Source organism: Mesorhizobium sp. M0145, assembly GCF_040322355.1.
GTDB lineage: Bacteria > Pseudomonadota > Alphaproteobacteria > Rhizobiales > Rhizobiaceae > Mesorhizobium.
Genome location: NZ_JAMYTK010000006.1, coordinates 212,652 through 234,737 on the forward strand (window position 1 = coordinate 212,652; position 22,086 = coordinate 234,737).

At 64.2% G+C, this 22,086-nt stretch carries 19 protein-coding genes; 13 read left to right on the top strand and 6 right to left on the bottom strand.

Going from position 1 to position 22,086, the window contains the following annotated elements:
- The first annotated feature begins 187 nt into the window (after window positions 1-187).
- Window positions 188-1,681, top strand: coding sequence for a MocR-like pyridoxine biosynthesis transcription factor PdxR (gene pdxR / locus NKJ28_RS12910; RefSeq protein ID WP_023676815.1), 1,494 nt, complete (start codon window positions 188-190; stop codon window positions 1,679-1,681).
- A 194-nt stretch (window positions 1,682-1,875) separates the two neighbouring features.
- Window positions 1,876-3,465 (top strand): trimethylamine methyltransferase family protein, encoded by a 1,590-nt coding sequence (locus NKJ28_RS12915; RefSeq protein ID WP_352455053.1) that lies wholly within the window; start codon window positions 1,876-1,878, stop codon window positions 3,463-3,465.
- Between the two features lie 3 nt (window positions 3,466-3,468).
- On the opposite strand, the gene chrA is transcribed toward NKJ28_RS12915, so the two are convergent.
- The 4 genes from chrA to NKJ28_RS12935 form a co-directional block, all read right to left on the bottom strand.
- The gene (gene chrA / locus NKJ28_RS12920; protein WP_352635833.1) at window positions 3,469-4,857 is read right to left on the bottom strand and encodes a chromate efflux transporter; all 1,389 of its coding nucleotides are present in this window, start codon (window positions 4,855-4,857) and stop codon (window positions 3,469-3,471) included.
- On the bottom strand, window positions 4,854-5,693 hold the full coding sequence (locus NKJ28_RS12925) for a chromate resistance protein ChrB domain-containing protein (RefSeq protein ID WP_352591232.1): 840 nt from the start codon (window positions 5,691-5,693) through the stop codon (window positions 4,854-4,856). The genes chrA and NKJ28_RS12925 overlap by 4 nt, the downstream gene beginning before the upstream one ends.
- A gap of 318 nt (window positions 5,694-6,011) precedes the next feature.
- On the bottom strand, window positions 6,012-7,817 hold the full coding sequence (locus tag NKJ28_RS12930) for an IlvD/Edd family dehydratase (protein ID WP_352614507.1): 1,806 nt from the start codon (window positions 7,815-7,817) through the stop codon (window positions 6,012-6,014).
- Window positions 7,818-8,055: 238 nt separating this feature from the next.
- Window positions 8,056-9,240, bottom strand: a complete 1,185-nt coding sequence (locus NKJ28_RS12935; protein WP_352577477.1) for an Mrp/NBP35 family ATP-binding protein — start codon at window positions 9,238-9,240, stop codon at window positions 8,056-8,058.
- Between the two features lie 194 nt (window positions 9,241-9,434).
- Here NKJ28_RS12935 and NKJ28_RS12940 point away from each other — a divergent pair, with 194 nt between their 5' ends.
- Window positions 9,435-9,812, top strand: a complete 378-nt coding sequence (locus NKJ28_RS12940) for a VOC family protein (protein ID WP_023676809.1) — start codon at window positions 9,435-9,437, stop codon at window positions 9,810-9,812.
- Window positions 9,813-9,850: 38 nt separating this feature from the next.
- Here NKJ28_RS12940 and NKJ28_RS12945 read toward each other — a convergent pair whose 3' ends face one another.
- A complete protein-coding gene (locus NKJ28_RS12945; protein ID WP_352635836.1) occupies window positions 9,851-10,855 on the bottom strand; it encodes an inorganic phosphate transporter in 1,005 nt (334 codons plus the stop codon).
- Window positions 10,855-11,496 carry a DUF47 domain-containing protein gene (locus tag NKJ28_RS12950; protein WP_023676807.1) on the bottom strand — a complete coding sequence of 214 codons (642 nt, stop codon included), beginning with the start codon at window positions 11,494-11,496 and terminating at the stop codon, window positions 10,855-10,857. The genes NKJ28_RS12945 and NKJ28_RS12950 overlap by 1 nt, the downstream gene beginning before the upstream one ends.
- Window positions 11,497-11,689: 193 nt before the next feature.
- Between NKJ28_RS12950 and NKJ28_RS12955 the strand changes: the two genes are divergently transcribed.
- The 10 genes from NKJ28_RS12955 (at window position 11,690) to NKJ28_RS13000 (ending at window position 22,025) form a co-directional block, all read left to right on the top strand.
- Window positions 11,690-12,589, top strand: coding sequence for a LysR family transcriptional regulator (locus NKJ28_RS12955; RefSeq protein WP_352635838.1), 900 nt, complete (start codon window positions 11,690-11,692; stop codon window positions 12,587-12,589).
- Between the two features lie 133 nt (window positions 12,590-12,722).
- The gene (locus NKJ28_RS12960) at window positions 12,723-13,202 is read left to right on the top strand and encodes a formate dehydrogenase subunit gamma (protein ID WP_352623217.1); all 480 of its coding nucleotides are present in this window, start codon (window positions 12,723-12,725) and stop codon (window positions 13,200-13,202) included.
- Window positions 13,199-14,755, top strand: a complete 1,557-nt coding sequence (locus NKJ28_RS12965) for a formate dehydrogenase beta subunit (RefSeq protein WP_352635840.1) — start codon at window positions 13,199-13,201, stop codon at window positions 14,753-14,755. The genes NKJ28_RS12960 and NKJ28_RS12965 overlap by 4 nt, the downstream gene beginning before the upstream one ends.
- 12 nt (window positions 14,756-14,767) lie before the next feature.
- Window positions 14,768-17,680 (top strand): formate dehydrogenase subunit alpha, encoded by a 2,913-nt coding sequence (gene fdhF / locus NKJ28_RS12970; RefSeq protein WP_023676803.1) that lies wholly within the window; start codon window positions 14,768-14,770, stop codon window positions 17,678-17,680.
- Between the two features lie 202 nt (window positions 17,681-17,882).
- On the top strand, window positions 17,883-18,710 hold the full coding sequence (gene fdhD / locus NKJ28_RS12975; RefSeq protein WP_502902181.1) for a formate dehydrogenase accessory sulfurtransferase FdhD: 828 nt from the start codon (window positions 17,883-17,885) through the stop codon (window positions 18,708-18,710).
- The gene (locus NKJ28_RS12980; RefSeq protein WP_352570237.1) at window positions 18,700-19,008 is read left to right on the top strand and encodes a formate dehydrogenase subunit delta; all 309 of its coding nucleotides are present in this window, start codon (window positions 18,700-18,702) and stop codon (window positions 19,006-19,008) included. Before fdhD ends, NKJ28_RS12980 begins: the two co-directional genes overlap by 11 nt.
- Window positions 19,009-19,114: 106 nt before the next feature.
- On the top strand, window positions 19,115-20,668 hold the full coding sequence (locus NKJ28_RS12985) for an alpha/beta fold hydrolase (RefSeq protein ID WP_352635844.1): 1,554 nt from the start codon (window positions 19,115-19,117) through the stop codon (window positions 20,666-20,668).
- Between the two features lie 111 nt (window positions 20,669-20,779).
- Window positions 20,780-21,253 (top strand): carboxymuconolactone decarboxylase family protein, encoded by a 474-nt coding sequence (locus NKJ28_RS12990; RefSeq protein ID WP_352448517.1) that lies wholly within the window; start codon window positions 20,780-20,782, stop codon window positions 21,251-21,253.
- An 85-nt stretch (window positions 21,254-21,338) separates the two neighbouring features.
- On the top strand, window positions 21,339-21,701 hold the full coding sequence (locus NKJ28_RS12995) for a nuclear transport factor 2 family protein (RefSeq protein ID WP_023676394.1): 363 nt from the start codon (window positions 21,339-21,341) through the stop codon (window positions 21,699-21,701).
- A gap of 135 nt (window positions 21,702-21,836) precedes the next feature.
- Window positions 21,837-22,025 (top strand): hypothetical protein, encoded by a 189-nt coding sequence (locus tag NKJ28_RS13000; protein ID WP_352570235.1) that lies wholly within the window; start codon window positions 21,837-21,839, stop codon window positions 22,023-22,025.
- Window positions 22,026-22,086: the final 61 nt, after the last annotated feature.

Here is a 22,086-nt window from a genome sequence, read left to right on the forward strand (position 1 = left end):
AACTATCGGGTCGAATTCCATCTGTTTCAATGCGCAGCGATGCCGCAGCGCAGCGTGGGCCGGCTCAAAGGATCACTGGCATAAATCCCAGCGATCAGAAAAATTGATTGGCGCAACACCTTGTGCCACCGGTACATTCGACTGGTCCAGCCAAGTGAAAAAAGCTGGCCATCGAGGAACATCTCCCATGCCACAGCGAAACGACACGGCCATATGGTCCGGCCTGTTCCGGATTTCGGCGGAATCCGGTCAGACCCTGCAGGCGCAGATCCGCCAGGCGATCGTCGCCGCCATCCTCGACCGGCAGATCGCGGCTTCCATGCCGCTTCCGTCCTGCCGGATTCTTGCCGAAAAACTCGGCGTGGCGCGCGGCACCGTGGTGCTGGCCTTCCAGCAGCTGGTCGATCAGGGCTTCCTGGTGGCGCGCGAGCGCCGCGGCCATTTCGTCAATCCCGAAGTGCTGGCGACGCCGGCCAAGCCGCATCAGAAGGCGCCCGACCAGGCCAACGAGATCGACTGGAAGGCGCGTCGGCAGATCGCGGCGAGCGACATGCCGCCGCCGGCCAAGCACGACAACTGGATCAAGTCGTCATACCCCTTCGTCTATGGCCAATTCGACCCGGCGCTGTTCCCGACCGCCGAATGGCGCGAGTGCAACCGCATGGCGTTGGCGGTGCTCGAAATCCGCAACTGGGCATCCGACATGGTCGACCGCGACGATCCGCTCCTGATCGAGCAGATCCAGGCACGGCTGCTGCCGCGACGCGGCATCTTCGCCAATCCGGACGAGATCATCGTGACGTTGGGCGCGCAGAACGCGCTTTACATGCTGGCGACGCTGTTGATGACCAAGGGCTCAAAGGTGGCGATGGAGGACCCGGGCTATCCCGATGCACGTTCGATCTTCCGGCTGGCCGGCGCCGAGATCCAGCCGGTTCCGGTCGACCACTCCGGCATCGTAACCTCGGCCATTCCCAATGATTCCGGCTTCGTCTTCGTCACGCCCAGCCACCATTGCCCGACCATGGTGCCGCTGTCGGCAGAGCGGCGGCAGGAGCTTTTGGCGCGCGCCAACCGGCACAACCAGATCATCATCGAGGACGGATATGACAGCCAGCTCCTGGACGAGGCGCCGCAGCAGGCGCTGAAGAGCCTCGATCGCTCCGGCCGCGTCGTCTATGTCGGCTCGATGTCGAAGACGCTGGCTCCCGGCCTCAGGCTCGGCTACATCGTCGCCTCGGCCGGGCTGATCTCCGAGCTTCGGGCGCTACGCCGCTTCATGCTGCGCCATCCGCCGGCGAACAACCAGCGCGCCGTCGCATTGTTCCTGTCGCTCGGCCATCACGAGGCGCTGGTGCGGCGGCTGTCGAGCGCCTTCGACGAGAGGCGCAAGCGTCTGGTCCATGCGATTTCCGCCTTCCTGCCGGAGTGGCGCTCGACCGATTCGGCCGGCGGCACGTCGCTCTGGCTCGAGGGGCCGCGCGGCACCGATTCGCGCGGGCTGGCGGAGGCCGCGGCCTCACGGAGCGTCATCATCGAGCCTGGCGACCGCTTCTTCGACCGCACCGAAAAGCCATCGCGTTTCATGCGCTTGGGCATTTCCTCGATCGCGTTGCAGCACATCGAACCCGGCATCCGCGAACTGGCGACGGCAGCTGGACGCAGGCCGGCAGCGGCCTGATCTCCCTTCCCCGACCGGAGCCTGGCGCATGTAGTGCGGCTCCGGTTCTTTAGCTCCTTGGCATATGCGACGGGACCGGCTGGCACATAGGCTGTGCCAATGCCGGCGGCATAGTCGCTGTATAGAGGGGACGAAGCAGGCCGATGGTGGACCAACCGCCGCGCCCGCTCCGCAGCTAAAGTTGGAGTGCCTTCATGCCAATGGCCCATGAGAAGCAGGACGTGTCCGCAGACCAGCGTTCGCGGCGGTCCGGCGGGCGCGAGGCGCGCCGCGCCATGCGGGCGGCACCGCTTGCCGACGACGTCAAGCCGGTGCGTGCCGGCCTCGAAGGCGGAAGCTACAGCCCGCTCAGCGGCAGCGATTGCGAACGTATCCACGAGGCCGTGCTTACCCTTCTGGAGACGGTCGGCTTCGCCAACGCCATCCCCTCCTGCATCGAGGCGCTGACCAAAGCCGGCGCGACCTTCAGTGAGGACGGCCGCCTGCGCTTTCCTCGCGGCCTTGTGCTCGACACCATCAAGAACGCGGCGCGGCATTTCACCCTCCACGGCCAGGATCCGAAGCACGACATGGTGATCCAGGGCAAGCGTGTGCACTACGGCACGGCCGGTGCTGCGGTGCATCTTGTCGATGTCGAAAAGCGTGAGTATCGCGAGTCGCTGCTGCAGGACATTTACGATGCCGCGCGCCTGGTCGAAGGGCTCGACAACATCCATTTCTTCCAGCGGCCGATGGTGCCGCGCGACATTCCCGACCCGCTCGATATGGATTTCAACACGCTCTACGCCTGCGTCATGGGCACGTCGAAGCATGTCGGCACCTCGTTTACCGTGCGTGAGAACGTCAAGCCGGCGCTCGACATGCTCTATGCGATCGCGGGCGGCGAAGAGAATTTTCGCGCGCGGCCTTTCGTCTCCAATTCGAACTGCTTCGTCGTGCCGCCGATGAAGTTTGCCGAGGACGCCTGTGGCGTTCTCGAAGCCTGCGTCGAGGGCGGCATTCCGATCCTGCTGCTGTCGGCAGGACAGGCGGGTGCGACGGCACCGGCGGCGATTGCCGGCGCCGTGGTGCAGGCGGTCGCCGAAGTCCTCGTCGGCCTCATCTACGTCAACGCCATCAAGCCAGGCCATCCGGCGATTTTCGGTACCTGGCCGTTTGTCTCGGATCTCCGGACCGGCGCCATGTCGGGCGGTTCGGCCGAGCAGGCGGTGCTGACCGCGGCCTGCGCGCAGATGGCGCAATTTTACGACCTGCCGGGCGGTTCGGCCGCCGGCATGACAGATTCGAAACTGCCTGATATTCAGTCCGGCTACGAAAAGGGCATAACCGACGTGATGGCCGGTCTTGCCGGCCTCAACCTGGTTTACGAATCGGCCGGCATGCACGCCTCGCTGCTCGGCTTTTGCCTTGAGAGCCTGATCATCGACAACGACATGCTCGGCCACTGCCTGCGCTGCGTGCGCGGCATCGAAGTGACGGACGAGTCGCTGTCGATCGACACGATTGCCGATGTCTGCCTGAAGGGCCCGGGCCATTATCTCGGCAACGAGCAGACGCTGCGGCTGATGCAGACCGAATATTTCTATCCGGCCGTCGGCGACCGCTTTTCGCCGAAGGAATGGAATGAGAAAGGCAGGCCCGATATCCTGCAGCGGGCGATCATCGAGAAGAAACGCGTGCTTGCCGAACGCTTCCCGCGCCATGTGCCAAAGCCGGTCGACGACAAATTGCGCGCCCGCTTCGGCGATATGATCAAGCTGCCGCGCGGCAGAATGGGCGGCTGAGCGTTACCCGCTCGCCGCCAGCAACAAGACACCGGCCAGCGCCGATCCGGCAAGCGTCGGCAGCATACCGATCTTCAGCTTCAGAATGGCGATCATCGAGGCACAGGAAAGCAGCGCCGCGCGCCAGTCTATCGATGAAAGCACCGGCACGTCCATTCCAAGCCCGACATTGCGCACTTCGCCGAAGATGACGTGCAAGCCGAACCATAGAGCGAGATTCATGATGACGCCGACGACGGCGGCGGTGATCGCACCGAGCGCCGCCGACAGCGCCTTGTTGCCGCGCAGCGCTTCGATGTAAGGCGCCCCAAGGAATATCCATAGGAAACATGGGGTAAAGGTCGCCCACAGCGTGAACAGCCCGCCAAACAGTCCGGCAAGTAGCGGCGCCAGCAAGCCCGGCTGGCGGAACGCGGCAACGAAGCCGACGAACTGCAAGACCAGGATGAGCGGACCCGGCGTGGTTTCGGCAAGTCCGAGGCCGTCGACCATTTCACCGGGTGCCAGCCAGCCGAAGTACTCGACCGCTGCCTGCGCGACATAGGCAAGGGCTGCGTAGGCGCCGCCGAAGGTGACGACCGCCATGACACTGAAGAAGCCACCGATTTGAGTCCAAACGCTGGCAGGGCCGGCGAAAGCCCAGACCAGCAGAACAGGCCCCAGCCAGATCGGCAGCCAGATCGCCAAAGTGCGCGGCGCGTGCCATCGTGTCGGCCTGACGTGGGTCAGTTCACCGCGCTCGAACATCAGATCGACCACGCCCTTTATGTCGGGAACATCGCCCTTGCCATGCGAGGCGCCGGAAAAAACTGCCGGCGCACTACGGTTGCCGATCCAGCCTGCCAGCCCGGCAAGCAGCACGATCAGCGGAAACGGCACGTTCAACGCGTAGATGGCGATGAAGGCGGCGAGTGCGATCGACACCATGACCGGGTTTTTCAGCGCGCGTCTGCCGATCCGGATCACCGCCTCGATGACAATGGCGAGCACGGTCGCCTTGACCCCGAAAAACAGCGCCGCGACGAGCGGTACATCGCCATAGAGCGCATAGAGGCTGCTCAGGACGAGCATGACAAGCGCGCCCGGCACGACGAAGAGAATGCCAGCAACAAGGCCGCCGGCCGTTTTGTGCAGCAACCAGCCGATATAGATGGCGAGTTGCTGGGCCTCGGGGCCAGGGAGCAGCATGCAGTAGTTCAACGCATGCAGAAAGCGCTGTTCGCCGATCCAGCGCCGTTCCTCGACCAGTTCCTTGTGCATGAGCGCGATCTGCCCGGCCGGGCCGCCAAAGCTGAGCACGCCGATTTTCGCCCAGACCTTCACGGCCTGCCGGAAGCTCGGCACAGCGGGCTCCTGGATCTCCGCCGGCTTTTTCGAAAGGACGGCGCTCACGATGGTTTGCCTGCGCCGAGACTGACTGCGCCGGCGACCGGCCAGTTATGCGTCTCCTCGGTGGCATCGCGGCACCAGCGGAAAAACGCATCGTAAAGGAGCATGCCGGCCTCGAGCTGCTCCAGATCGTCGCGAAACATCCGTGACAGGCCAAGCGAGGCGGCCAGGAACCCGGCCGCCTGTGGAACAAGATCGAGGCTCGCAGTATCGGCAGCGCGTATGATCGTGGCCAGGCGATCGAGCGCTTCGGATTTGAGCCCGAACTCCTCGATCATGGTGTCGAAGGTGCAGCGTTCGCCGCGGTGGCTCCAGAACACGTTCTCGATGTCGAAAGGGATGGCCTGAAAACGATCGGCGACGGCCGCCACTTCGGCCGGCTCGACGAAGAGAAAGACCGCGTGAGGATCGATGAAGCGCCGGATCAGCCAGGGGCAGGCGATGCGGTCGACCTTCGGGCGCGTACGCGTCACCCAAACGGTGCGGCCCTTGGCATCGGCGGGCGGTATCTTGTCGGCGTGAACGAGAAGGCCCTTGGCATCGCGCCACGCTTCAAACCCGCCATCGAGCGATTCGGCGGCAACGCCCTCCTGCCGTAGCCATGCGGCCACGCCTTGCGAGAGCTTTTTTCCCTGTTGGCAGACAACTGTCACTTGCCTGCCGGCGAAGTCGGCAGCCCAGTTCGAGACACTCCTGAAATCACGACGATCCGACCCCGGCAGCAGGCGCGGATCGGCGTTGTAGTCATCATCGATGCGGACGTCGATGATTGCGGGTGCACCCGGCAGCCCAATCAGACGGGACAGTTGCGATACAGTGATAGCGGTTGTTGACGGCATGGCGTCCACCTCCTTGAAAGAGAAGCTTGGACGCGAACGTTGGGCTGACGCCTCACGGGGTCGTCGCGATGCACCCCTTGCGATGATCGTGGATTTGTCACGCCCGCTTGTCAAGCATTGCCGTTCTCGCGGGAGCAATCGCTGTTGACAAATGACCGCGTCCAACCCTGTGCCGGGCATTTCTGCCCATTAACGGCAGGCTATCGCAAGTGGAAAGCCGAGGCTTTCGCTCTACGATGTACCCCCACCCCTACCCCTCCTGGCGCTGACCTCGGCAAATTGCCTGCACCGGCGGCTGGCTCGTGCGACGGACCCTGGTCAATGATTGTCCCTCGGCACGCCGCTTGTATGAGCCACATCCTGGTATTTCACCGCCGGCTTCAGCACCATGCCTTCGGAAAACTGGTCGACCATGCCGCGCTGGATTTCCTGCCAGGGCGTCTGGTGCTTCGGATACTGATAGCCGCCATTGTTTTGCAGCTCGGCGCGGCGGCGCGTGATCTCGTCGTCGCTAACGAGGATGTCGGCGGTGCCCTTGCGCAGGTCGATGCGGACGCGGTCGCCGGTCTTCAGCAGCGCCAGGCCGCCGCCGATGGCGGCTTCCGGCGAGGCGTTGAGGATCGACGGCGAGCCCGACGTGCCCGACTGGCGACCGTCGCCGATACAGGCCAGCGCGTGGATGCCCTTTTTGATCAGATAGGCAGGCGGCTGCATGTTGACGACTTCGGCGCCGCCGGGATAGCCGATCGGGCCGGCGCCGCGCATGAACAGGATGGTGTGCTCGTCAATTCCCTGTGCCGGGTCGTCGATGCGGGCGTGATAGTCCTCGGGGCCGTCGAAGACCATGGCGTTGCCCTCGAAGGCTTCGGGGTCCTTCGGGTTCGACAGATAGCGCTCGCGGAATTCGGGCGAGATGCCGCTGGTCTTCATGATCGCCGAATCGAACAGATTGCCCTTGAGATTGATGAAGCCGGCATTGGCTTTCAGCGGCTCGGCAACCGTGCGGATGACGTCGAGGTTCTCGTTGACGGCGCCGCTGCAATTGTCGCCGATGGTCTTGCCGTTAGCTGTCATGGCTTCCGGATAGGGCAGCAGGCCGCCCTTCATCAGTTCGGCGACCACGGCCGGCACGCCGCCGGCATGGTGATAGTCCTCGCCGAGATATTCGCCCGTCGGCTGCAGATTGACGATGAGCGGTATGTTGAGGCCGACCTTCTGCCAATCGTCATTGTCGAGCGAAACGCCGAGATGGCGGGCGATGGCGTTGAGGTGGATCGGCGCATTGGTCGAGCCGCCGATCGCCGAGTTGACGACGATGGCGTTCTCGAAGGCCTTACGGGTCATGATGTCGGAGGGCTTCAGATCCTCATGCACCATGTCGACGATGCGCTTTCCGGTCTCGTAGGCGATCTGGCCGCGCTCGCGATAGGGGGCGGGGATAGCGGCCGAGCCCGGCAATTGCATGCCGAGCGCCTCGGCCAGCGAATTCATCGTGGTGGCGGTACCCATCGTGTTGCAATAGCCGGTCGACGGCGCCGAGGAGGCAACGATATCCATGAACTCGTCATAGCCAATCTCGCCGGCCGACAGGCGCTGGCGCGATTCCCAGACGATGGTGCCGGAGCCGGTGCGCTTGCCCTTGTGCCAGCCGTTGAGCATCGGGCCGACCGAAAGCGCGATAGCCGGAATGTTGACGGTGGCCGCGGCCATCAGCATGGCCGGCGTCGTCTTGTCGCAGCCGATGGTGAGCACCACGCCGTCGAGCGGATAGCCGTAGAGCACCTCTACCAGGCTGAGATAGGCAAGGTTGCGGTCAAGTGCAGCAGTCGGCCGCTTGCCGGTCTCCTGGATCGGGTGGCAAGGGAACTCGAAAGGGATGCCACCCATCGAGACGATGCCTTCGCGCACGCGCTTGGCCAGTTCGATGTGATGGCGGTTGCAGGGCGACAGGTCGGAGCCGGTCTGGGCGATGCCGATCAGCGGCTTGCCGGACATCAGTTCGGCCCGCGTCAGCCCGTAATTCAGGTAGCGCTCCAGATAGAGTGCCGTCATGCCCGGATTGTCGGGATTGTCGAACCACTCCTGCGAGCGAAATTTTTTCTTGTGGGTGGGGGCGCCTGCCATCGTGGTCTCCGTATTTGTATGACAAATCGATATGACAACGCGCGGGAGCAGGCAAGGGGCACGCGCCATCCGAATCCGCTCTTTGGTACGAAAGACATACATCTGCCTCCGCGCTAGACGGGATCGTGGTTTGTCAGCCCGCTATCCCGGAAAAGTTGGAGCGCGTCGCCGCGGACCCTACCTGACCCTTCCGGCCACCCTCCCCCTCAAGGGGCCCACTTGGGGAGGGACATCCGCATCACTCGAACACGATGCTCGGCACTGCAGCCTCGGCCGCGCCGCGCTCTTCATTGACGCGGTCCCAGACCTTGGCGGCGATGTCGCGATAGATTTTCGCCTCAGCGCCATCCGGCTTGGAGACCACCACTGGCGTGCCGGCATCGGAGCTTTCGCGGATGCCCATCTCGAGCGGCACTTCGCCAAGGAAGGTGACGCCGAGACGCTCGGCCTCGCGGCGGGCGCCGCCATGGCCGAAGATGTCGTAGCGTTTTCCCGTATCGGGGGCGAGAAAATAGCTCATGTTTTCGACGATACCCAATAGCGGCACGTCGACCTTTCTGAACATGTTGAGGCCTTTGCGCGCATCGATCAGGGCCAGGTCCTGTGGCGTCGAGACGATGACGGCGCCGGCCAGCGGCACCTGTTGGGCCATGGTCAGCTGGGCATCGCCGGTGCCGGGCGGCATGTCGACGACGAGCACATCAAGCGGTCCCCATTCGACCTCGCGCAGCATCTGCGTCAATGCCGACATCACCATCGGCCCGCGCCAGATCATCGGCGTCTCCTCATCGACGAGGAAGCCCATCGACATGACCTTGAGGCCATAATTCTGCATCGGCTTCAGGATCTTGCCGTCGACGGTCTGAGGCCTGCCACGAATGTTGAGCAGACGCGGCATGGAAGGGCCATAAATGTCGGCATCGAGCACCCCGACCCGCAGCCCGTTGGCGGCAAGCCCAAGGGCGATATTGACGGCGGTGGTCGACTTGCCGACGCCGCCCTTGCCGGAAGCGACGGCGATGATCGCTTCGATGCCGGGTACGCCGCGCTTGCCCTGGCTGTGCGAGGCGGGCGCCTGCGGCGCGGGACGCGCAGGTGCGGCCGGCGGAGCGGGCCTCTGAGCCGGTCTTTGCGGAACCGGCGCCTCCATGCCGCCACCCTTCTTTTCCGCCGTCAGCGCGACCACGGCGCCGGCAACACCGGGGATCGCCTTGACGACACGTTCGGCCGCCGCACGCAGCGGTTCCATCTCCTGGGCACGGGCAGCGGGAACGGTGATCGAAAAGAACACCTTGGCATCGGCAATGAAAATCTCGGAAACCAGGCCGAGGTCGACGATATTGCCGGTGAAATCCGGCCCATTGACCGTCTTCAGGCGCTCGATAACGATTTCCTTGGTCACGTTTTCATTGGCGGCGGGCATGAGTTTTTCCTCTACTTTTCCGCTCCAGATAATGCAGTTCCGGAACAGAACCAAGCGATGGACCACCAATTGCAGCGGCGTATCGGGGAGGCAGCGAGCATATGACGGCATTTCCAGTGGGAGCAGCCGTCGCCAAATCGTCAACGCAGCCTATTTCATGAGCATGGAATGACAGCCAGGGAAGGAGACGAATCATGCTCGCAAACAGCAACGCGACGGCCAATCTCGCCGTGAAGGACCTGGCCAAGGCCAAGGCATTCTACGAAGGGGTCCTTGGCCTGAAAGAGGTGCACAATGAAGGTGGCGAACTGATCGTCTATAAAAGCGGCGACACCAGCATCAACGTCTACCGTTCGAACTTCGCTGGGACCAACAAGGCGACGGCTGTGACATGGACGGTCGGCGACGAACTCGGCAAGATCGTTGAGGCATTGAAATCGAAGGGCGTGACCTTCGAGCATTACGACATGCCAGGCCTGACGCTGGAGGGCGATGTTCATGTCGGTCAGGGCATGAAGGTCGCATGGTTCAAGGATCCGGACGGCAACATCCTGAACCTTGTGGATAGGTAGATACGGCGCATCGCCTGCCGCGCAGTGCTACGGTGCTGTCACCATGCCAGGCCGACCGCGAGGTAGGTGAGAGCCGCGATCGCCGCGGTTGCCGGCAGGGTGACGATCCATGCCACCACGATGTTACCGGCAATGCCCCAGCGAACGGCGGAGACGCGGCGGGCGGCGCCGACGCCGATGATGGCGCCGGTGATCGTGTGCGTGGTCGATACAGGAATACCGAGCCAGGTGGCGGCGAACAGGGTGATCGCTCCGCCGGTCTCGGCGCAGAAACCCTGCATCGGGTTCAGCCGGGTGATCTTCGAGCCCATCGTGTGGACGATGCGCCAGCCGCCGAGCAACGTGCCCAGCGCCAGCGCCGACTGACAGGTGATGACGACCCAAAGCGGCACGTAAAAATTCGCGCCGAGCATGCCTTGCGAATAGAGCAGCACGGCGATGATGCCCATAGTCTTCTGCGCGTCGTTGCCGCCATGGCCGAGCGAATAGAGCGAGGCGGAAAAGAACTGCATGACGCGGAAGGTGCTGTCGACGGCGAACGGCGTCTGCCGCACCAACAGCCAGGAGACCGCGAGGATCAAGACAAGCGCCAGCAGAAAGCCTGCCGCCGGCGATAGCACGATGGCCGCCGTCGTTTTGCCCAACCCGGTCCAGACGATGGCACCGGTGCCTGCCTTGGCAACGCCGGCGCCGACCAAACCGCCGATCAGAGCGTGCGAGCTGCTGGACGGAATTCCGACGAGCCAGGTGACGATATTCCAGACGATGGCGCCGACAAGTGCTGCGAAGACCACTGCCGGCGTGACGATGCTGGCGTCGATGATGCCGGTTCCGAGCGTCTCCGCTACGTGGAGACCGAAGAACATGAAGGCGATGAAATTGAAGAAGGCCGCCCAGAACACCGCATAATGCGGCCGCAGCACCCGGGTGGAGACGATGGTGGCGATAGAGTTGGCGGCATCGTGCAGGCCGTTGAGGAAATCGAAGAACAGCGCGACGACGACAAGGCCGACCAGCACCGGAAAGGCTATCGCGGCTTCCACTATACGTTCTCGATGACGATGCCGCTGATTTCGTTGGCGACGTCCTCGAAGCGGTCGACCACCTTTTCCAGCTGGCCGTAGATCTCGCTGCCGATCAGATAGGCCATAGGATCGCTGCGGCCGTGCCGCTTGAACAGGTCCTTCAGGCCCTGTTCGTGCAGGTCGTCGGCCCGGCCTTCGGCGCGCATGACTTCCTCGGCGATGGCGTTGAGGCGCACCGTATGCGCCCCGACCTTGCCGAGAAGCGGGATCGCCTCGGCCACCAACTTGGCGGCCTCGACGATGACGCCCCCCATTTCCTGCATCAGCGGGTCGAATTCCTTCTTTTCGAACAGCTTTACCGTCTTGACGGTCTTGTGCATCATGTCGATGGCATCATCCATCGACTGGATCAGGTCCTTGATGTCGCCGCGGTCGAAGGGCGTGATGAAGGAGCGGCGCACGGCCAGCAGCACTTCCGCGGTGATCTGATCGGCTTCGTCCTCGAGATCGATGATCGTCTGACACCAGCGGTCGATGTCGTTGCCCTGCAAAAGCTGCTGCAGTGCCTCGGCGCCACCGACCACGGTGCGGGAATGCCGCTCGAACAGGTCGAAGAAGCGATCTTCGCGCGGCAAAAGCTTGCGGAACCAGCCCAGCATGTTCGGTCTCCCGTCGTGTCCAGTCCACGACCCCGTCTCATTCACATAGCGCCGCATTCCATCGCGGGAAACAGTAAGCCGGCTGAAAGATGTGGATGCGGACGATTTAGACAGGCGGCTTGCGGCCGAAGGCGATTTCCACGACGTTGCGCGCTACAATCGGACACAGCGTCCGTGACAGGCTCCCGACGGCATGATCGATAAGCTGGAATTCTTCATAGCACTTGCCAGGGAAGAACATTTCGGCCGGGCGGCGGAGGTGTGCGGCGTCACCCAACCGACGCTTTCGGCCGGCATCAAGCAGCTGGAAGGCCAGCTCGGCGTGATGCTGGTGCTGCGCGGCTCGCGCTTCCAGGGATTGACGCCGGAAGGCAAGCAGGTGTTGGTGTGGGCGCGCCGCATCGTCGGCGACAGCAGGACCATGCGCGAGGAGATGCGGGCGGCACGCCACGGCCTGTCAGGGCGCATCCGCATCGCCGCGATCCCGACGGCGCTGGCCATGGTGGCGCGACTGACGACGCCGTTTCGGGCAAAGCATCCCGGCGTCACCTTCTCGGTGCTGTCGCGCACCTCGATCGAGGTGCTGTCGCTGCTCGGCAATTTCGACATCGACGCCGGTATCACCTATCTCGACAACGAACCGCTCGGACGCGTCACCAGCGTGCCGCTCTACGACGAGCGCTACCAACTGATCACCGCTGTCGGGAACCCCTATTTCGACCGCGACAAAGTGACATGGGCGGAACTCAGTCAGCTGCCGCTCTGCCTGCTGACGCCCGACATGCAGAACCGCCGCATCATCGACCAGCATCTGGCCGAAGCCGGCGTGCAGGTGCGGCCGACATTGGAATCCAACTCGATGATCGTGCTGTTTTCGCATATCCGCACCGGCAAATGGTCGTCGATCATGCCGCTTAACCTCTCGGAAACCTTCGGTTTTTCCGAGCCGATCCGGGCGATCCCGATCGTCGAGCCCGACGCAAGCCACACGGTCGGGCTGGTGGCGGCGCGGCGCGAACCGCACACGCCGCTGGTCTCGGCGCTGTTGGACGAGGCAATGGCGCTGGCGGACGATTTCCACGGCCGCCGTTAGGATAGACAATGCTGGTGAACGCGATCGATAGAAGATTTCTATCGAGCAACGGATCGGCTTTATTGATTTAGCGGGTTTCCTCTGATTTCCTAAGCACTTAGCGGAAGACCGCCACGACCAGGGAGGGCGCTGCATGACGATGCAGCCTGCAAGTACCGAGATCGCATCGCGCACCGCGGCGATCATCCACGAGCTGGAAGGCCTCGAAGGCCCGCTGCTGCCGATCCTGCACGGCATCCAGGAAGAGTTCGGTTATGTGCCGCAGGACGCGCTTCCGGTCATCGCCGAGGCGCTGAACATCTCCAGGGCCGAGGTGCACGGCGTCGTGACCTTCTATCACGATTATCGCAGCCAGCCGGCTGGCCGCCATGTGCTGAAGCTCTGCCAGGCGGAAGCCTGCCAATCGATGGGTTCGGATGCGATCGCCGCCAAGCTCAAATCATTGCTGGGCATCGGCTTCCACGAGACAACCCGTGACGGTTCGGTGACGCTGGAGCCGGTCTATTGCCTCGGCCTTTGCGCCTGCTCACCGTCGGCGATGCTGGACGGGGAGGTGATCGGTCGGCTCGACGACGAAAAGCTCAACGAGATCGTTGCCGAGGTGCGCTCATGATCCCGCGTATCTATATTCCCGGCGATTCCGGCGCGCTGGCGCTCGGCGCGGAAAAGGTCGCCAAGGCGATTCGGGCGGAACTGGCCGAGCGCGGCATTGAGGCCAAGATCGTGCGCAACGGCTCGCGCGGCGCCTATTTCCTCGAGCCGATGGTCGAAGTGGCAACAGCTAATGGCCGCGTCGCCTATGGGCCGGTGAAGCCCTCCGACGTCAAAAGCCTGTTCGACTGCGGCTTCCTCACCGGCGGCCACCACAAGCGCTGGCTGGGCGCACCGGACAAGATCCCGTTCCTTGCCAGGCAGACGCGGCTGACCTTTGCGCGCTGCGGCGTCACCGATCCGCTGTCGCTCGATCACTACAAGGCGCATGGCGGGCTGAAGGGCCTGCAGAATGCAGTGGCGATGACGCCGGCCGAGGTCGTCAAGCAGGTGACCGAGTCCGGGCTGCGCGGTCGTGGCGGCGCCGGCTTCCCGACCGGCATCAAATGGAAAACTGTGCTCGATACGTCGGCCGACCGCAAATACATCGTCTGCAATGCCGATGAAGGCGATTCCGGCACGTTCGCCGACCGCATGATCATGGAAGGCGACCCCTTCGTGCTGATCGAAGGCATGGCGATCGCCGGCATCGCCACCGGCGCGACCAAGGGCTTTATCTATATCCGCTCCGAATATCCGCACGCGGTGGCGGTTATGCAGAAGGCCGTCGAGATCGCCCGCAAGGCCGGCGTGCTCGGCGTCAATGTGCTCGGCTCGGCCAATTCATTCGACATGGAAGTGCGCGTCGGCGCCGGCGCCTATGTTTGCGGCGAGGAAACCGCCCTGCTCGACAGCCTCGAAGGCAAGCGCGGACAGGTGCGGGCCAAGCCGCCGCTGCCGGCGCACAAGGGCCTGTTCGGCAAGCCGACAGTGATCAACAACGTCATCTCGCTGGCCTCGGTGCCGGTGATCATGGACAAGGGCGCCGCCTTCTACAAGGATTTCGGCATGGGCCGTTCACGCGGCACCATCCCGATCCAGATTGCCGGCAACGTCAAGTATCCCGGTCTCTACGAGGCGGCGTTCGGCATGACGCTGGGCGAGATCGTCGACGATATCGGCGGCGGCACGGCGACGGGACGCCCGGTCAAAGCGGTGCAGGTGGGTGGCCCGCTCGGCGCCTATTTCCCGCGCGCCCTGTTCGACACGCCGTTCGACTACGAAGCGTTTGCCGCCAAGGACGGGCTGATCGGCCATGCCGGCATCGTCGTTTTCGACGACAGCGCCGACATGCTGAAGCAGGCACGCTTTGCCATGGAATTCTGCGCCATCGAGAGCTGCGGCAAATGCACGCCGTGCCGCATCGGCTCGACGCGCGGTGTCGAGGTGCTGGACCGGCTCGCCCAGAACGTCGAACCGGAAAAGCAGATCGCGCTGGTCACCGACCTTTGCAACACGATGAAGTTCGGCTCGCTTTGCGCTCTCGGCGGCTTCACCCCATATCCAGTGATGAGTGCACTCAACCATTTCCCGGACGACTTTCGGCCGACGCCGGTCGCCGAAGCAGCGGAATAGGAGCGGACAGGCATGAACGCGGCATTCGACATCAAATCGCTGGTCCAGGAAATCGACTACGGCACACCCGCCTCTGAAGCGGAACAAAAGGTAACGCTGACGGTCGACGGCAAGTCGGTGACGGTGCCGGCGGGGACCTCGATCATGCGCGCTTCGATGGAAGCCGGCGTCGAAATCCCGAAACTGTGCGCCACCGACATGCTGGACTCGTTCGGCTCCTGCCGGGTCTGCCTCGTCGAGATCGACGGGCGCGGCGGCACGCCGGCCTCGTGCACGACGCCGGTCGGCGAAGGCATGGTCGTGCATACGCAGAGCGACCGGCTAGACGCCATTCGCCGCGGCGTGATGGAACTCTACGTCTCCGACCATCCGGCGGCGTGGGGCGAGAAGGCCGGCACTGGCGCCAGCGAGTTCGACAAGGTCGTCAGGACGGTCGGCCTGACCGAGAACCGCTATGGCGTGGACGGCCGCAACCACGTCAAGCAGGAAAACGGCGTGGCGCCCGGCCATGGCTCGCTGACCATCGATTACATCGCCCGCGATGAATCGAACCCCTATTTCACCTACGATCCGACGCAGTGCATCGTCTGCTCGCGCTGCGTGCGCGCCTGTGAGGAGGTGCAGGGCACGTTCGCGCTGACCATCGAGGGCCGCGGCTTCGAATCTAGGGTCTCGGCCGGCATGCACGAGGCGTTCGTCGATTCCGAATGCGTGTCGTGCGGGGCCTGCGTGCAGGCCTGCCCGACCGATGCGCTGAGGGAAAAGACCGTGCTGGCGAAAGGCCTGCCCGAGCGCTCGACCGTCACCACCTGCGCCTATTGCGGCGTCGGCTGTTCGTTCAAGGCCGAGGTCAAGGGCGACGAGGTCATCCGCATGATGCCCTACAAGGCAGGCAAGGCCAACCACGGCCACTCCTGCGTCAAGGGCCGCTTCGCCTATGGCTACGCGACGCACAAGGACCGTATCCTGAAACCAATGATCCGCGAGAAGGTCAGCGATCCGTGGCGCGAAGTGTCGTGGGAAGAGGCGCTCACCCATACGGCGAATGAATTCCGCCGCATCCAGTACCAGTACGGCCGCACCTCGATCGGCGGCATCACCTCCTCGCGCTGCACCAACGAGGAGACCTACCTCGTCCAGAAGCTTGTCCGGCAGGGCTTCCGCAACAACAATGTCGATACCTGCGCCCGCGTCTGCCATTCGCCGACCGGCTATGGTCTCGGCCAGACCTTCGGCACCTCCGCCGGCACGCAGGACTTCGATTCGATCGAGCAGACGGACGTGATCCTGCTGATCGGCGCCAATCCGACCGATGCGCATCCGGTGTTCGCCTCGCGCATGAAAAAGCGCATGCGCGAGGGCGCCAAGCTGATCGTGCTCGATCCGCGCCGCACCGACATCGTGCGCTCGGCCCACGTCGAGGCGCAGTTCCATCTGCCGCTGAAGCCGGGCACCAACGTCGCCATGCTGACCGCACTTGCCCATGTCATCGTCACCGAGGGCCTGTTCGACGAGGCGTTCATCCGCGAGCGCTGCGACTGGGACGAGTTCCAGGACTGGGCATCGTTCGTGGCGCTGCCGGAAAATAGCCCGGAAGTGGTCGGCCAGCTTGCAAATGTCGATCCCGACGACATACGCGGCGCGGCGCGGCTCTACGCCCGCGGCGGTAACGGCGCGATCTATTACGGCCTCGGCGTGACCGAGCACAGCCAGGGCTCGACCACCGTCATCGCCATTGCCAACCTCGCCATGGCGACCGGCAATATCGGCCGGCCGGGCGTCGGCGTGAACCCGCTGCGCGGCCAGAACAATGTGCAGGGCTCCTGCGACATGGGCTCGTTCCCGCACGAGCTTCCCGGCTATCGCCACATTTCAGGCGACGCGGTGCGCGCCATCTATGAGAGCCTGTGGGGCGTCAAGCTCGACGACGAGCCCGGCCTGCGCATCCCCAATATGCTGGATGCGGCCGTCGACGGCTCGTTCAAGGGGCTCTATGTGCAGGGCGAGGACATCCTGCAGTCGGACCCCGACACCAAGCATGTCGCCGCCGGTCTCGCCGCGATGGAATGCGTCGTCGTGCACGACCTCTTCCTCAACGAGACGGCCAACTACGCGCATGTGTTCCTGCCCGGCTCGACGTTCCTCGAGAAGGACGGCACCTTCACCAATGCCGAGCGCCGCATCAACATGGTGCGCAAGGTGATGGAGCCGAAATGCGGCTATGCCGACTGGGAAACGACGCAGGAGCTCGCCAAGGCGCTCGGCCTCGGCTGGAACTACACGCATCCGTCCCAGATCATGGACGAGATCGCCAAGACAACACCAAGTTTCGCCGGCGTTTCCTTCGACCTTCTCGACCGGGTGGGCTCGGTGCAGTGGCCCTGCAACGAGAAGTCGCCGGAAGGCACGCCGATCATGCATATCGGCGGCTTCGTGCGCGGCAAGGGCAAGTTCATCCGCACCGAATACGTCGCGACCGACGAAAGGACCGGACCGCGCTTCCCGCTGCTGCTGACCACCGGCCGCATCCTGTCGCAATACAATGTCGGCGCGCAGACCCGGCGCACCGACAATGTGGTCTGGCATAGCGAGGACCGGCTGGAGATCCATCCGCACGATGCCGAAAATCGCGGCCTGCGCGACGGCGACTGGGTGCGGCTGACCAGCCGCTCCGGCGAGACGACGCTGCGCGCGCTGATCACCGAGCGGGTGTCGCCGGGCGTCGTCTATACGACCTTCCACCATCCCGACACCCAGGCTAACGTCATCACCACCGACTTCTCCGACTGGGCGACCAACTGCCCGGAATACAAGGTGACCGCGGTGCAGGTGGGTGCATCCAACGGCCCGTCGGAATGGCAGCGCGACTATGACGAGCAGGCAAAGCAAAGCCGCCGCATCGCCCCGCTGCAAGCAGCGGAGTAGCGGTTTTGGTTTCGTGCCGGAGTACCCCCCTCTGGCCTGCCGGCCATCTCCCCCTCAGGGGGGGAGATTGGATGTCATCTCGACTTTCGCCAATCACCAATGTCGAAAGGTGCGCCGCGACGCCTGAACTGCCGATCTCCCCCCTTGAGGGGGAGATGCCAAATGATGACAAAGAGGGCAGGCCAGAGGGGGGTGCCGCGTGATGCCCAAACGTCGTGCTGTCACACAGATCTCGCGCCTCGCGCGCCGCGCCGGCGGCACTGCGGCCGCCAACCGCATGGTGCCGGAAGAGACGCCGGTGGCGTTCTCCTTTGCCGGCACCACGCATGCGGTGATGATGGCAAGCCCGGCTGATTTCGAGGATTTCGCGCTCGGCTTCTCGCTGACCGAAGGCATCATTGCCTCGCCGGACGAAATCGAAGCGATCGAGGTCGAGGATCACGGTGCCGGCATCGACATGCAGATCCGGCTGAAGGACCAGGCCAACACCCGCTTCGAAGCGCGGCGGCGCAGGCTGGCTGGGCCGGTCGGCTGCGGGCTGTGCGGCATCGAATCGATCGAGGAGGCGATGCGCTCGGTAAACCCGGTCGGTGCGTCGCAACTTACACTTCAGGCCAATGACATCGTCCGCTCGGTCAAGCTTTTGTCGAAGCTGCAGCCGCTGCACGGCGAGACCGGTGCCGTCCACGCCGCCGGTTTTTACCTCCCCGGCAAGGGCATCGTCATGGCGCGTGAGGATGTCGGCCGCCACAACGCGCTGGACAAGCTGGCTGGCGCGCTGGCCAAAGCCGGTATCGACGGCAGGTCGGGGGCCGTCGTCGTCACGTCGCGCGTTTCGGTCGAGATGGTGCAGAAGACCGCGGCGATCGGCTCGGCCGTCATCATTGCCGTCTCGGCGCCGACCGCACTTGCCATCCGCACCGCGGACGATGCCGGCATGACGCTGGTGGCGCTGGTGCGCGGCGACGATTTCGATATTTTTACCCATCCTGACCGAGTGGTTTCCGGAGTTGCCAAGCATGTCGCATGACGAGGGCCACCTCATGAGCACCAGCGAAAAGCTGGTTCGCATGGCCAACCAGATCGCCGCCTTTTTCCACTCAAAGCCGCGCGAGCAAGGCATTGCCGGCGTCGCCGAGCACATCAACAAGTTCTGGGAGCCGAGGATGCGCCGGCAATTGTTCGAGATGCTGGACAGCGGCGGCGAAGGGTTCAACGAGCTTGTCGTCGCGGCCGCGCCACACATCAAGCGGCCTGGCGCGCCGGAGGGCGCAGGTTTCAGCGCTGGCGGAGCGAACACCGAGACGACCGCCGCGTCACAGAAGTAGGCGCCGCGGGCCCACATTCACGCTCTCTAAAGTTTCATCTGCCGCAAGCTGCGCGCCTCTGCTATGATCGGCGACAAGAATTCGTCGGGTCGGGCGGACAAACCTAGTGAGGCCGATCGAAACTCGATACGCGCTCAGTGGCGACGTGCGGATCGCCTATCAGGTGGTCGGCCAGGGATCGCTCGATCTCGTCTTCGTGCCGGGTTTCATTTCCAATCTCGACCTGCACTGGGAAGACGAGGGCTACACCCGGCTGTTGAAGCGGCTTTCCGCGTTCTCACGGCTGATCCTGTTCGACAAGCGCGGCACCGGTCTGTCCGATCGCGTCGATGCCCACCATCTGCCCAGCCTCGAAACCCGCATGGACGATGTGCGCGCGGTGATGGATGCGACCGGCAGCGGCCGCGCCGCCTTGCTCGGCGCTTCGGAAGGCGCGCCGATGGCAATGCTGTTCGCCGCCACCTACCCGGAGCGGACGCGGGCGCTGGCGCTTTATGGCGGCTATTCGCATTTCCACAAATGGGTGATGCCGCCGGAACGCCTGGAGGCGTTCATCGCGACGGCGGAGACCGCATGGGGCACCGGCGCCACCCTGCCGCATTTCGCACCCGGCCGCGTCGACGATCCGCGTTTCGCCACATGGTGGGCGCGCTTCGAGCGGCTGTCGGCGAGCCCGACCGCGGCAATCGCCCTGGCCCGCATGAATGCAGCTATCGACGTGCGCGGCGTGCTGGCGGCGATCAGCGCACCGACGCTGCTGGTCCATCGCCGCAACGATGCGCGCGTCGACCCGGAGGCCAGCCGCTTCCTGGCAAGGAAGATCCCGAATTCGCGGCTGGTCGAGGTGCCCGGGCGCGATCACCCGATCTGGACCGGCGATGTCGACCGGGTGGCCGATCTGATCGAGGAGTTCCTGACCGGAGCGCGCGCCGTTGCCGAGGCCGAGCGCGTGCTGGCTGCACTGCTGGTCACCCGGATCTACGACACGGCGCGGCTTGGCGACCGCATGTGGAGCGAGCGCAGCCAGCGTTTTCAGGAAACATGGCGGCTGCTGGTCGGGCGCCATGGCGGCCGCCCGGCCGGCACGAATGGCGAGCTGATGATGGCGCGCTTCGACGGCCCGGCGCGGGCCGTACGCTGTGCGGCGGCGCTGCGCGATGCGGCGCAGGAGATCGGCGTCGCCAGCGCGCAGGGCGTGCATGTCGGCGAGGTCGAGTTGCGTGGGCCGCCGACGGGGTTGACGGCGCGCGTGACGATGCAGCTTGCCGCGCATGCCGGGCGCGGCGACATCCTCGCTTCGCGGCTGGTCGCCGACCTCGCCGCCGGTTCAGGCCTTCATTTCAATGACGCCGGGCGCATCGCGCTTGACGAGCTGGATGAGCCGCTGGCGCTGGTGCAGGCGACCTCGGAACAGCATCTGGAGCCGGCCTGCCGGCCGAAGGCCAAGGCTGCCGAGCCGGCCGCACTGACGGCACGCGAAAGCGAGGTGGTGAACCTCATCGCCGATGGCAAGAGCAATGCCGCGATCGCCGCCGAACTCGGGCTGAGCGAACACACCGTCAAGCGCCACGTAGCCAATATTCTGCTCAAGCTGGACCTGCCGTCGCGGGCGGCGGCGGCGGCGTTCTCGGCCCGGCACGCTGGCCCGCACGGGCCATAGGAGCCATGGCGCTTTCGGGCGAAGCGGCCGGGCATGCGTAAGCGCTATCACTTCGTCCCATGCAGGCCAGGCGGATATCGCCGGGAAAGGCGCTGCGAAGGGAGGAATAAAATGCTGAAGTCGACACTCAAATCACTGGTGCTGGCGGCAGGCGTTGGCGCGCTGTTGGCGATCGTTCCTGCCAAGGCCGAAGACGCCTCGGCGACGGCTGCCTACAAGGACATCCAGGCAACGCTCGGCTCGGTACCGGACATGTTCAAGACGCTGCCGGACGTCGCCGTTGCCGGCGCCTGGGCCGAGATCAAGGGCGTGCAGCTCAACCCAAACACCGCGCTCGACGGCAAGACCAAGGAATTGATGGGCCTCGCCGTCGCCTCGCAGATCCCCTGCCAGTACTGCATCTATTTCCACACGCAGGCGGCCAAGCTCAATGGCGCCAGCGACGAGGAGATCAAGGAGGCGGTGGCGATGGCGGCGATCGTGCGCCACTGGTCGACGATGCTCAACGGCAGCCAGGTCGATCTCGCCACTTTCAAGAAGCAGTCCGACGAGGTGTTCGCGGCCGTCAAGGCGAAGTCGCAGTGAAGAAGCCACTGCCCGGCGGCGAGCGCCGGGCAGTGCCTGATCAAGCAACCACCCGATCCGAGAAGACGGGCCTATGGAGGAAAAATTGCCGACCAAGACACAGACGATAGACGGCGCTGCGATCAAGAAGGCGATTGAGGGCCGTGATGGAAAATTGCTGGCGAGCTTCTATGCCGACGACGCATTGGTGCGGGTGATCGACCGCAACAACCCGCCGAGCAAGCCGCGCGAAATCCGCGGGCGCGCTGCGATCACCACGTTCTGGGACGACATCTGCAGCCGGGCGATGACCCACAAGGTCGACACCACCATCGCCGACGGCAACAATCTCGCCTTCACCCAGGCCTGCGCCTATCCGGACGGGACCAAGGTGTTCTGCGCGGCGATGCTGGAGCTGAAGAACGGCCTGATCGTGCGGCAGACCGTCGTGCAGGCATGGGACGAGTGAGGCGGCGGCGATGTTCAGTGCCAGGTGGCAGATCGACGCCAAGTTCGGCCACAAGCAGACCGTGCTCGAACTATTAAAGAATGAGAACGCGAGATCGGCTCGCAGGTCGGCCTCGACGACCTCAAGTTCCAGATCATGACCGAATCGAACGGCGCGCGGGAAGCGACGGTCGGGTCACATCACCAGGTCGAAAGCCTCGCCCAATTGGAGGCGTTCTTCGCCAGGATCGCCAAGATCGACGCGCACGCCAAATGGGGCAAGGAGATGGAGCCCTATGTCGTGTCGGGCACCAGCCTGTGGAACATCTACCGCATCGTGGAATAGCAGTCCGGCTTACTCCCTTCTCCCCGTCACTTACGGGGAGAAGGTGGCGGCAGCCGGATGA